The 11,893-nt window shown below is 45.6% G+C and carries 11 protein-coding genes; all 11 read left to right on the forward strand.

The window, feature by feature from the left end; all coding sequences use genetic code 11:
* Positions 1 to 12 precede the first annotated feature (12 nt).
* The 11 genes from flhB to ACDJ58_RS09970 are packed head-to-tail and all read left to right on the forward strand — an operon-like array spanning position 13 to position 11,845.
* Complete coding sequence (gene flhB, locus ACDJ58_RS09920; RefSeq protein ID WP_179132114.1) at positions 13 to 1,095, forward strand: flagellar biosynthesis protein FlhB; 1,083 nt, start codon at positions 13 to 15, stop codon at positions 1,093 to 1,095.
* Between the two features lie 25 nt (positions 1,096 to 1,120).
* Positions 1,121 to 3,154, forward strand: coding sequence for a flagellar biosynthesis protein FlhA (gene flhA / locus ACDJ58_RS09925; protein WP_413377494.1), 2,034 nt, complete (start codon positions 1,121 to 1,123; stop codon positions 3,152 to 3,154).
* Positions 3,151 to 4,506, forward strand: a complete 1,356-nt coding sequence (gene flhF, locus ACDJ58_RS09930; RefSeq protein WP_413377496.1) for a flagellar biosynthesis protein FlhF — start codon at positions 3,151 to 3,153, stop codon at positions 4,504 to 4,506. Before flhA ends, flhF begins: the two co-directional genes overlap by 4 nt.
* On the forward strand, positions 4,503 to 5,390 hold the full coding sequence (locus ACDJ58_RS09935; RefSeq protein WP_413377498.1) for a MinD/ParA family protein: 888 nt from the start codon (positions 4,503 to 4,505) through the stop codon (positions 5,388 to 5,390). Before flhF ends, ACDJ58_RS09935 begins: the two co-directional genes overlap by 4 nt.
* A gap of 33 nt (positions 5,391 to 5,423) precedes the next feature.
* Positions 5,424 to 6,866, forward strand: coding sequence for a protein-glutamate methylesterase/protein-glutamine glutaminase (locus tag ACDJ58_RS09940; protein WP_413377500.1), 1,443 nt, complete (start codon positions 5,424 to 5,426; stop codon positions 6,864 to 6,866).
* Between the two features lie 33 nt (positions 6,867 to 6,899).
* Positions 6,900 to 8,975: a chemotaxis protein CheW gene (locus ACDJ58_RS09945; RefSeq protein WP_413377502.1), complete on the forward strand. Its 2,076-nt coding sequence runs from the start codon at positions 6,900 to 6,902 to the stop codon at positions 8,973 to 8,975.
* Positions 8,976 to 9,017: 42 nt separating this feature from the next.
* On the forward strand, positions 9,018 to 9,479 hold the full coding sequence (locus tag ACDJ58_RS09950; protein ID WP_063566392.1) for a chemotaxis protein CheW: 462 nt from the start codon (positions 9,018 to 9,020) through the stop codon (positions 9,477 to 9,479).
* A gap of 37 nt (positions 9,480 to 9,516) precedes the next feature.
* Positions 9,517 to 10,110, forward strand: coding sequence for a chemotaxis protein CheC (locus tag ACDJ58_RS09955; RefSeq protein WP_090807429.1), 594 nt, complete (start codon positions 9,517 to 9,519; stop codon positions 10,108 to 10,110).
* Entirely contained in the window at positions 10,103 to 10,600 is a 498-nt protein-coding gene (locus ACDJ58_RS09960) for a chemotaxis protein CheD (RefSeq protein WP_413377504.1), read from the forward strand. Before ACDJ58_RS09955 ends, ACDJ58_RS09960 begins: the two co-directional genes overlap by 8 nt.
* A gap of 3 nt (positions 10,601 to 10,603) precedes the next feature.
* Positions 10,604 to 11,041 carry a hypothetical protein gene (locus ACDJ58_RS09965; RefSeq protein WP_413377506.1) on the forward strand — a complete coding sequence of 146 codons (438 nt, stop codon included), beginning with the start codon at positions 10,604 to 10,606 and terminating at the stop codon, positions 11,039 to 11,041.
* A 15-nt stretch (positions 11,042 to 11,056) separates the two neighbouring features.
* Positions 11,057 to 11,845: a FliA/WhiG family RNA polymerase sigma factor gene (locus ACDJ58_RS09970; protein WP_072732409.1), complete on the forward strand. Its 789-nt coding sequence runs from the start codon at positions 11,057 to 11,059 to the stop codon at positions 11,843 to 11,845.
* The last annotated feature ends 48 nt before the right edge of the window (positions 11,846 to 11,893 follow it).

An 11,893-nucleotide genomic window follows, 5' to 3' on the forward strand; every position in this document is an offset into this window, starting at 1 on the left:
GACAAGATTCGAATGAAATATCAACTCGACCTCCAGATGTTCGCAGGGGAAAAAACAGAGAAGGCTACCCCGAAAAAGAGGCAGGATACGCGAAAAAAAGGACAGGTTGTCAAAAGCATGGAGCTGTCCGGCGCATCCATTCTCCTATTCACCTTTTTGATCATGATGATGTTCAGTAACTTTTACAAAGAACGTATGGTTCGACTGTTTACAGACATCTTCATTAATCGGCTGAGTATGGAGGTCACCGGGGAGAACGTCGTAGCCTTAATGATGCGTTACGGCATCGAGGTGATGCTATTGCTTGCTCCTGTTTTGCTCGGTGCAGTACTTGTTGCGTTAATCGTCAATTACATGCAGGTAGGTTTCCTGCTTGTAGGAGAGGGTTTAAAGCCGAAACTGGAAAAGCTGAATCCGATTAAAGGGTTCAAAAACATTTTTTCTCTTCGTTCTTTGGTGGAGTTTGCTAAATCAATTATGAAAATGTCGATTATCGGCTTTCTGGTTTACAGTACCATCACAGGTTATCAGTCAGATATTGCTTCACTGTCCCATTTTTCATTGGATGCGATTCTGCATTTTGCTGCTTCAATCACCTTAAACTTAGGAATCAAGATTGCAGTAGCCCTGTTAGTACTTGCTGTACTCGACTATATGTACCAGAAGTATGATTACGAGAAAAACATTAGGATGTCCAAGCAAGACATCAAGGACGAATACAAAAAAATGGAAGGTGACCCACTGATCAAGGGGAAAATCAGGGAGCGTCAGCGTCGTATGGCTGTTCAGCGCATGATGCAGGAAGTTCCCAAAGCGGACGTAATTATCACCAACCCGACCCACTTTGCCGTTGCGCTTAAGTATGAGGGCTCGGAGATGGAAGCGCCGCAGATTATAGCCAAAGGTCAGGATTACGTCGCCTTGCGCATTAAGGAAATAGCCAAAGAGCACGGTGTCATTACAATGGAAAACAAGCCGCTGGCACGGGCATTGTTCCAGAGAGCCGAGATTGGTGACGCCATACCGGCTGATTTGTTTCAAGCGGTAGCCGAAGTGCTGGCTTATGTATATAAATTAAAGGGCAGAACGAAATAAAAAGGGATCGGAGGCCGTACATCCATTGAAAATTAAAGATATAGCTGTCCTTGCGGGTATCATCGGCATCGTGTTGATGATGATTCTCCCGATCCCAACCTGGTTGTTGGACATACTGCTTGTCATCAATATTTCACTGGCATTGATGATATTGCTTGTTGCGATGAACAGCAAAGAGGCACTGCAATTTTCCATCTTTCCTGCATTGCTGCTGATCACGACGTTGTTTCGGTTAGCACTCAACATATCAACAACAAAACTGATTTTGGGTCAAGGAAACGCAGGATCGGTAGTCGCTACCTTTGGTAGCTGGATTGCTGGCGGACAGATAGCCATCGGATTTATAGTGTTTCTGATTCTCGTCGTTGTTCAGTTTATCGTTATCACGAAGGGATCAGAGCGTGTAGCTGAAGTCGCAGCACGATTCACCCTTGATGCGATGCCTGGTAAACAGATGAGTATCGACGCAGACTTGAATGCCGGTCTGATCAACGAGCAGCAAGCACGTGAACGTCGTTCCAAAATTGAACGCGAAGCTGACTTCTACGGGGCCATGGATGGAGCGAGTAAATTTGTAAAAGGGGACGCTATTGCGAGTATCATTATTCTCCTGATTAATCTCATTGGTGGATTTATCATCGGAATGACGGTTCATGGTCTCGATTTTGCAGAATCGCTGTCTACCTACTCTGTGTTAACGATCGGGGATGGACTGGTAAGCCAGATTCCTGCACTCCTGATATCTACAGCAGCAGGTCTTATTGTAACAAGAGCATCATCGGAAGGGAATTTGGCCGATGACATTACGGGACAATTGTTTACATACCCGACGCTCCTTTATATTGTATCTTTTGTAATAGCAATGCTCGGTTTTTTCACGCCGATCCACATTATTACAACGTTGCCCCTTGCAGGTTTGTTGGCTTTTGCCGGATGGAGGATGCAGAACAATCTGAATCAGAAGCAAGAGGCAGAGGAGCAAATGGAAGAGGAGCAGCAGATCGAAGAAGTTAGAAGTCCGGAGAGTGTAATCAACCTTCTTCAGGTGGACCCTATTGAGTTTGAATTTGGTTACGGTTTGATTCCTCTGGCTGACAATCAGCAGGGCGGGGACTTATTGGATCGGATCATTATGATTCGTAGGCAGTGTGCTCTTGAACTGGGGTTAGTCGTTCCAGTAATCCGGATTCGGGATAATATCCAATTAAGACCGAATGAATATGTCATCAAGATTAAGGGTAATGTTGTTGGCGGCGGAGAACTGTTGCTGAATCATTATTTGGCCATGAGTCCGGGTTACGAAGAAGAATCTGTTACAGGAATCGAAACGACAGAACCAGCTTTTGGACTTCCAGCGTTATGGATTGATGAAGTAACCAAAGACAGAGCTGAACTTGCAGGATATACAGTTGTAGATCCTCCTTCAGTTGTAGCCACACATCTGACTGAATTGATTAAGAAGCATGCGCATGAGTTACTTGGCAGACAAGAAACTAAAGCACTTGTGGATAATCTCAGAGAGAATTATGCTGCGCTGGTGGATGAACTCATCCCATCTGTCCTCTCCATCGGAGATGTACAGAAAGTGCTCGCCAAGTTGTTGCGTGAGAAAGTTTCCATTCGTGATATGGTTACAATCTTCGAGACACTGGCGGACTACGGGACGTATACCAAAGACCCGGATGTGCTGACGGAATACGTGAGACAATCCCTCTCTCGTCAGATTACCCAACAATTCTCCCAAAAAGGGGAGACACTTAGAGTAATCACTGTTGGACCTGGTCTGGAGAAGAAAATTGCAGAGAGTGTACAGCAATCCGAACAAGGCAGTTACCTTGCATTGGATCCGGCTTCAACACAAAGTGTATATCAAAAATTGACTGAACAAGTCAATCGATTGATCCAGTCGGGCCAGCAGCCTGTTGTATTAACTTCTCCAACCATTCGTATGTATCTGCGCCAGGTGATTGAACGTACCATGCAGGATATACCAGTGCTTTCCTATAGTGAGTTGGAGCCGAATGTTGAAATCCAAAGTGTCGGGGTGGTGAACTTATGAGAGTAAAACAATACGTCGTTGAGACCATGCCCGAAGCTATGCTTCAAATTCGTAAAGACCTGGGAAGTGATGCCGTCATTTTGTCCACCAAGGAAATCAAGGTGGGCGGTGTGCTGGGGATGTTCCGTAAGAAAAGGATCGAAGTTGTAGCAGCTGTAGATAAGGAAGAAAAAAAACAGGCTACAAATCAAGTGCAAAATCAATTTTCACCCGTACCTCGTGCATTTGTACCTGAAGCATATCGACAAACGGCTCGTTCGTTTGTCGTTGCTTCTGACGAATCGGCTGCGAGTATCGCTGAAAAAAATGTGCAAGAGAAAACTACGGATGCCACAGCTGTGTCTGAATCGAGTAAACTCGGTTCAGACATGAGCAACGGCAGATCTTCTTTGAGTATCGAGCATAAACCGCGACCGCAAGGGGCGGATTTTTCGGGTTTAACATCAGCCAGAGGGCAGCAGGAGCAGGCGACCGATCCGCAGCAGGGCCAACTGATGTCTGAATTGCAGGAGCTCAAACTGATGATGACCAAGTTGTCTAAGCAAGGAGCTTCGGCAGACCCGTTACCAGAGGAGTTTTATGCTCTTCGAGAAAGGTTGATGGAGCAAGATATTTGGCCAGAAGTATGGGAATCTTGGTTTGACGTTGTTCTGACGAAGCTCTCTGAAAAAGGATTAAATGAAGTAGAAGCTGTTCAAGCAGTTCAATTAGAAATATCACATTTTTTGGAGAAACGTATTGACGTGGGCATTTTGCCGACCACACGCATTGTATATGTAGCTGGGCCAACTGGCGTTGGTAAAACAACGACCATTGCCAAGCTGGCTGCTGAACAGATGTTCAACAATCAGCGAAAGGTAGGCTTCATTACTTCGGATACCTATCGTATCTCAGCGGTAGAACAACTTAGAACATACGCATCCATTTTAAATGTCCCGCTTGAGGTCGTACAATCCCCAGGTGACACACAACGAGCGATCTCCCGTCTCGAGGAATGTGATCTGATCTTCATGGATACAGCCGGAAGAAACTATAGAAATGAGTTGCTTGTTTCAGAACTGCAAAGTTTACTCGCGCCTGTGGAAAATAGTGAAACCTTTTTGGTTTTGAGCATGACTTCCAAAAGTGCTGATATGGTTCAAATTACGGAGCATTTCAGCAAATATGGGCTGGATAAGGTCATTTTTACCAAGATGGATGAGACCGGAAGCTACGGCCCGATGTTTAACCTGCTGCATCGTTTTCCACTTAAACTTGCTTATGTGGCTAACGGACAAAATGTGCCGGATGATTTACTCAAGCCTGATGCGGGTTCTCTGACCAAACAATTGTTAGGAGAGCTTGTACGATGAAGGACCAGGCAGCCTCACTCAGAAGTATGGTCTCAATGCCTAACGGAGTGGAGGGAAGGGGACGTGATTCACGCTCCTCCAAAATCATAACCGTTGCCAGTGGAAAGGGAGGGGTGGGTAAATCTAACTTCACACTTAACTTTGCACTGAGCTTACAGGCAATGGGGCAAAAGGTATTGGTGTTTGATGCAGATATAGGGATGGCTAATATCGATGTCCTAATGGGAACCTCATCTCCCTATAATCTGTACCATCTGTTATACCGACAGAAATCCATACAGGAAATCATACAGCTTGGTGCAAGCGGGTTGCCTTATATCGCCGGAGGTTCGGGGATGAAAGAATTGTTCTCATTGTCAGATCGAGATCTGGAGTTTTTTGCTGGACAAGTTGAAGAGATCGCACAGGAGATGGACTATGTCATTTTTGATACAGGGGCAGGACTTTCCAGAGAAAACATGAAATTTATCGGTGCAGCCGATGAATGCCTGATCATCACCACACCTGAACCGACTTCAATAACCGATGCTTATGCTTTAGTTAAAGTTATGCATGGCCAGGAAAATGCCACACCCTTTCGGATGATCGTTAACCGGGTTGAAGACCAACAAGAGGCGGAACGGGTGGCGGATAAAATAGCTGCAGTGGCAAAGAGGTTTTTACAGATCGATATCCCGCTGCTTGGATATATTTCCGAAGATGCCCAGGTTGTAAAGGCAGTTAAAAGGCAAGTGCCATACAGTCTGGCATATCCGAATGCAAAAGCTTCCAGGGATATAGAGAAACTCGCACATCACTATTTGGCTGCACCTGCTGCTCCGGGATCCGAAACCTTGACAGGAATCAGAGGATTTATGAAAAAGTGGCTAAAGCGGACAACATGATTTCTGAATAAAGGAAACAGGGGTGGAAACAACATGGCGGTGTATCAAGTATTGGTTGTCGATGATTCCGCTTTTATGCGTAAAATTGTTTCAGATTTAATTGAAGCAGATTCGGAGTTTAAGGTTACGGCAACAGCCTCAAATGGTAAAGAAGCTATTCAAAAAGCAATAGATTTGAAGCCCGATGTCATCACAATGGACGTTGAGATGCCTGAAATGAATGGGTTGGACGCATTAAAATCGATCATGAAGCAATCCTTCGTTCCGGTGATTATGCTGTCGGGTATCAATGAACAAGGCATGAAGGAGACCATCATGGCGCTCGAGGCCGGTGCGTTTGACTTTATTCGTAAGCCATCGATTGTGCATGATCAGGATATTGCCCAAGTAGGTAAAGCGCTGGTTGAGCGGATGCGAGCAGCTATGGATGAAATTAAGCGAAAAGCCGATCGTGAAGCATCGATGAAGAAACGGGATGAAGCACAGAGCAAATTGCTGCAACAGTCCCAGCGAGTTCAGGTTGATCATCCCTTACAAGACCGCAAAGGTGCTTTGAGGAAAACAATAGAACCTGCCCAGCAGCCAGGAACGCGACTTGGTAGCGGACAAACTGAATCCTTACGAGCAAAACCGAAGCAACCTGCTGTTCCACTGACGAAGCAGAATACGGGACGTCTGGACAAAAAGATGGAGCCTTTGAGAGATGCAAATCGAGCTTCGGATGCCAGCACTGACAACCTAGCAAAGCCAAACAAGCTAACGCAGCCTCCCAAGGAAAACCGTTTGTCCAATATATCTCGATTGGCAGAACAGGAGACAGCTGCAGCTTCAGCTGAACCATCCAAAGATATTGCCAAGGTAATTCCGTCTCATAAGGGAGCAGGAGGACCAGAAGGATCATTTAACAAACTTGTGGCTATTGGTTGTTCAACTGGCGGACCGAGAGCCCTCAAGACTTTGCTGGAGCAACTGCCAGGTGATTTACCTGCTCCAGTCATTATTGTACAGCATATGCCGCCCAACTTTACCCGATCCCTTGCCCAGCGATTGAATACGTTCAGTGAACTGCATGTGGTTGAAGCTGAGGAAGGCATGGTTCTACGAAAAGGAACGGCCTATATTGCTCCTGGTGGCTTTCATGTCAAAGTCAACAAAACTGCAGATGGAAGGTTCACCATAAAGCTGACAGAGGAAGAACCAGTCAATGGACACAGGCCTTCAGTAGATACGATGTTTGAGTCGCTGCTGCCGTACACGTCATTGCAACGACATCTGGTTTTGCTGACAGGGATGGGCAGTGATGGCGCTCGTATGATGAAAGAATTGTATGAAGCGGGTGTCACATCAACCTTTGCAGAGAATGAAGAAACTTGTGTTGTGTATGGTATGCCGCGTTCTGCTGTAGAGCTGCAATGCGTGCGTCATCTTCTGCCATTGCAGGAGATTGCGCCTAAACTTGTTCAAGCTGTGAAATAAACGGAGTGTAACTCATGGAGGAGGTGCCTCACAATGGACATGAATCAATATTTATCTATGTTTATTGATGAGTCTAATGATCATCTGCAGTCCCTTAACGAAAATATGCTTCAACTCGAAGGCAGTCCGGAGGATCTGGGAATTGTTCAGGTCATATTCCGCTCTGCTCATACGTTGAAGGGTATGGCTGCTACAATGGGTTTTGAGGATTTGGCATCATTGACGCACAAAATGGAAAATGTGCTGGATCTGGTGCGCAACGAAAAGTTGAAAATGCAGGATTTCATTTTTGATACCCTGTTCAAGAGTTTGGATGCTTTGGAAACAATGGTTCAGGATATTACCGAAGGTGGAGAGGGTAAAGCGGATGTCTCCTCCATCGTAGCTTCTCTCCAAGCAATTGAGAGTGGTGAATGGACGGGAGGTACTGCTCCCGTAGCCGCAGTAAACCAATCACCAAGTACAGCGACACCAAGTGCGGTTGAACTGGACGAATTCCAGTACTCCGTATTGGATCAGTCCATAGCCGAAGGCCACCGTGTGCTCTATGTTGAAGTTCTTGTCAGCGAGCAGAGCCAGCTGAAGGGCGTACGTGCTTATATGGTCTTCGATCTATTAGAACGCTCGGGTGAGGTTGTTAAATCGTTCCCAACAGTTCAGGATATCGAGCAAGAGAAGTTTGAGCGCAGTTTCTCGTTGTATTACATAACGACCAAAGAGGCGCAGGAACTTGAAAAAGGCATTATGAGCATCTCTGAAATTGAGAGTGCCAAAGTCATTCAGCTGGATCAAGAGACTCTTCAGCAGATGACCAATCAGGCAGCGGCAACAGCTGAAGTGGAAGCTGCACCTGTTCCTGCTCCAGTAGAAGCATCCTCGGAACCGAGTTCTTCATCGAAAGAAGAACCAAAGAAACCGATAGCCACCAAAACAGCTGCACCAAAACAAGCTGCTGCACCTTCACGTACCATCCGCGTGGATATAGAACGTCTGGATGTACTGATGAACTTGTTCAGCGAGTTACTGATCGATCGTTCACGACTGGAGCAGTTGGCCAGCGAGACGGGTAATAATGATTTATCAGATACGGTAGCTCATCTGAGTAGAGTCAGTACAGATTTGCAAAATATTGTACTGAAATTGCGGATGGTTCCTGTGGATACGGTATTCAACCGTTTCCCGCGTATGATTCGTGACCTGGCTAAAACACTCGACAAAAAGATTGATCTGGTCATTACGGGTGCCGAAACGGAACTTGATCGGACGGTAATTGATGAGATCGGCGATCCACTGGTGCATTTGCTGCGTAATGCAGTTGACCATGGTGTTGAATCGATCGCAGAACGTGTGGCAGCAGGTAAACCTGAATTGGGAACAGTTAATCTTCGGGCTTTCCACAGCGGAAATCATGTATTTATCGAAATCGAAGATGACGGTAAAGGCATTTACCGCGATAACCTTTTGAGAACAGCGGTCAAACGTGGAGTTGTTACCGAAGAACAAGGTGCCAAGATGAGCGATGATGAAGTGAACCAGCTGTTGTTTGCACCAGGCTTCAGTACCGCTGATAAAATCTCGGATATTTCCGGCCGTGGAGTAGGTTTGGATGTTGTGAAATCCAAAATCACTTCTCTTGGTGGTAATGTAACCATTCATTCGACACCGGGTAAAGGAACCAACTTCTCTGTTCAGTTACCATTGACCCTGTCCATTATCGCTGCGATGCTTGTTCGACTTGGATCCGAGAAATACGCCGTTCCTTTGTCTTCCATTGTGGAAACAGCCATTGTACAGCGCGAACAGGTTCGCAACATTCATGGCAATAAAATGATTACGTTCCGGGAGTCTCTAATTCCGTACCTGTCATTGAGCGAAGTTTTTGGAGTGCCTGATTTCAATGATGCGGACGAACAGGAAACTGAAATCGTGGTCATTCGCAAAGGTGAACGTCTTGCAGCTGTAGCCGTTGAAGAATTTATTGGACAGAGTGAGATTGTTCTTAAATCGATGGGTACTTATCTTCCTTCCATTGAAGGGATCTCTGGTGCAACGATTTTGGGAGATGGACAAGTAGCTCTGATTCTTGACCCTAATGCATTTATTAAATAAGCACATAAGATAAGTCTTACATTTAATAGGGAGGTTTTTTCCATGGAAGAAGAGTTGAAAGTCATTGTCTTTAAATTAGGTTCCGAAGAGTACGGTATTGAAGTAGACAAGGTTCAGACGATTGAGCGTATGATGCCTATTACCCGTGTTCCTAAGACCTTCTCTTTTGTAAAAGGAGTTATTAACTTACGCGGTGTTGTTATTCCTGTCATTGATCTACGTGGTCGATTCTCTTTGCCAGAAACAGAATACACCGATCAAACTCGTATTGTCATTGTAGGTGTGGACGATATGCAAGTGGGCTTTATCGTTGACTCTGCCAATGATGTTATTGACATCAAGCGTGACGCTATTGATAGTCCGCCTGAAGTGGTAGGTGGAGTTAAAGCAAGATACCTGCGCGGTGTAGCTAAGCTGGAGGATGCGCGCTTGTTGATTATGCTTAACCTGAACGAAGTATTAAATAAAAGCGAGGTTGTACAGCTGGAAAGTATCGAGGGCTAACACCGTGGAACTGTTCAACCGATTTGAGGGATTCCAAATGGATGTGCTCAAAGAGGTCGGTAACATTGGAGCAGGCAACGCCGCAACGGCGTTGTCTCAGCTTCTCAATAGACCGATTGACATGGGTGTACCTACAGTACAGATGCTTCCTTTTGAAGAAGTTGCTGAAAAAGTGGGCGGAGATGAACGTATTGTTGTTACCGTATTTCTTCGTGTTGAAGGCGAAGCACCAGGCAATCTGTTCTTTATGATGGCACCTGAGGCTGCCAAAATGCTGCTGAACCGGCTTGCCGGTTTTGATCTGAAGGAAGGCCTTGCATTCACGGAAATGGAACAATCGGCTCTATCCGAAATCGGGAATATTTTGGCGGGTTCATACCTTTCTTCTTTGGCAGATTTCACGAAACTATCTATGTATCCGACCGTTCCTGGACTTGCTATTGATATGGCAGGAGCTATTTTGAGTTATGGTTTATTGCAGTTTGGTGAAATGGGCGACGATGCATTATTGATTGACACTTCCTTCTTTGAAGGCGAAGATCAGGTAGAGGGTCAATTTTTCCTGATTCCGGATCCACCCTCATTTGCTAAGATATTTGAATCTCTAGGGGTGCCACTGGATCATGATTGAGGACAAAAGCGTCGTTAAAGTCGGTATGGCGGATTTGAACATTGCTCATCTACCCGGCGTAATCCGTACGACTGGCTTGGGATCTTGTGTAGGATTAACGATGTATGATCCGCATTTGAAGCTTGCCGGAATGGCGCATGTCATGCTCCCCACTTCAGAGATTGCTCGTGAAGGAACTTTGAACAAAGCCAAATATGCGGACACGGCATTGCCGGAATTGTTACAAAGAATGATACAACTCGGTGCATCTCGTTCACGTATTGTGTCCAAAATGGCTGGAGGATCTCAGATGTTTGCCTTCGCTGGGGCAGGGGATACGATGCGTATCGGACCGAGGAATGCGGATTCTTGTCGGGAATGGTTAGAAAAGCTTGGGGTTCCACTTCTTGCCGAAGATACCGGTGGGAATTACGGACGAACGATTGAAATGGACTGTGAAACTGGACTTTTGACTATTCGAAGTGTCCAAATGGGTGTAAAGGAACTATAAGACATGATAGGAAACTACCGCATTAATCTTGGAGCAGGCATAGTCGGATTTATTCTGACTTTTTTTGTAGCATACAGCAGCAATGTGTTGATGACCAGTTTAATTCGTGGGTTAATCGGCTTTGTAGCCTGGTTTGTCCTTGCTTATGGTTTACGCTGGGGACTGGGATTGTTGCTAATCCCTCGGGCAGAGGGAATTGGGTATGATTCACCGGGCGCTGAAGAACTAAGAGGTTCACAGGTGGACATTAAACTCGAAGACGATGGACAAGAGCTGAACGACTTGCTCAAACATGGACAGAACGCCTCCTCTGGGGAGAACCTTCCACCATCTGAGACGAAAGCTCCAACGGGATTTGCCCCTTTGGATCCGCCTAAACTTGTCCGGACCAAGGATCCGGAGGAGTTGGCGCAGGCCGTTCGTCACCTGACAGACAAATAAGGAGGGTGAAAGCAATTGAACGAGCGTAAAGCTTCACATTTGAACCACGCTGATTTGTGGGAAAAGTGGAAAGAACAAGGCGATCTTGAAGCCAAGAAAAGTTTGATCGAAAAGTATCTTCATATTGTAAACTATGTATCCGGGCGTTTGGCTGTCGGTCTGCCCAAAAATGTCCCGAAAGATGATCTGGAGAGCAATGGAGTCATGGGATTGATTGATGCGTTGGAGAAATTTGACTATGAACGTGGTCTGCAATTTGAGACGTACGCATCCTGGCGGGTCCGTGGTGCGATCCTTGATGGTTTGCGTCAGGGAGATTGGGTGCCTCGTTCCGTGCGGGAGAAAGCAAAGCGGATTGAAGATGCTTATCAGCAACTAGAGCAGACGTATTTGCGCTCTGTTAGTGATGAAGAAATGAGTCAGTATCTCGACGTGTCGACGAAAGACTTTCAACATATGCTTCAGGAAGTGGCAGTTATGTCGCTTTGCTCTCTTGAAGACCCGATCCGGGAAGAAGAGTCTGAGACTCGACTCTCATTAATGGTCGACGAAAAAGCCAAAAACCCGGATTATAAAGTAAATGAATTCTATTTAAAAGAAGCTTTGGTGCAAGGGCTTGAGAAATTGACGGTCAAAGAGAGAACAGTTGTTTCACTGTTATATTATGAAGATCTGTCTCTTAGTGAAATTGCTGAGGTAATGTCTCTTTCTCCGTCACGTATCTCGCAGCTGCACTCAAAGGCCATTTTACGGTTACGTGGAACGCTGGATAAACAAAAAGACTTGCTTATGCGTAAAGATTAATATATTAATATATTAATATATTAATAGAGAGCTTTAAACTTGGATATT

This window comes from Paenibacillus taichungensis, assembly GCF_047302525.1.
Lineage (GTDB): Bacteria > Bacillota > Bacilli > Paenibacillales > Paenibacillaceae > Paenibacillus > Paenibacillus taichungensis_B.

What these genes read in the sequence shown, in the direction of transcription:
- ACDJ58_RS09940 (WP_413377500.1), top strand. Translation starts at nt 5,424, where the DNA reads ATGGCGGTGTATCAAGTATTGGTTGTCGATGATTCCGCTTTTATGCGT.
- ACDJ58_RS09955 (WP_090807429.1), top strand. Translation starts at nt 9,517, where the DNA reads ATGGATGTGCTCAAAGAGGTCGGTAACATTGGAGCAGGCAACGCCGCA.
- ACDJ58_RS09965 (WP_413377506.1), top strand. Translation starts at nt 10,604, where the DNA reads ATGATAGGAAACTACCGCATTAATCTTGGAGCAGGCATAGTCGGATTT.
- flhF (WP_413377496.1), top strand. Translation starts at nt 3,151, where the DNA reads ATGAGAGTAAAACAATACGTCGTTGAGACCATGCCCGAAGCTATGCTT.
- ACDJ58_RS09945 (WP_413377502.1), top strand. Translation starts at nt 6,900, where the DNA reads ATGGACATGAATCAATATTTATCTATGTTTATTGATGAGTCTAATGAT.
- ACDJ58_RS09935 (WP_413377498.1), top strand. Translation starts at nt 4,503, where the DNA reads ATGAAGGACCAGGCAGCCTCACTCAGAAGTATGGTCTCAATGCCTAAC.
- flhB (WP_179132114.1), top strand. Translation starts at nt 13, where the DNA reads ATGAAATATCAACTCGACCTCCAGATGTTCGCAGGGGAAAAAACAGAG.
- ACDJ58_RS09950 (WP_063566392.1), top strand. Translation starts at nt 9,018, where the DNA reads ATGGAAGAAGAGTTGAAAGTCATTGTCTTTAAATTAGGTTCCGAAGAG.
- ACDJ58_RS09960 (WP_413377504.1), top strand. Translation starts at nt 10,103, where the DNA reads ATGATTGAGGACAAAAGCGTCGTTAAAGTCGGTATGGCGGATTTGAAC.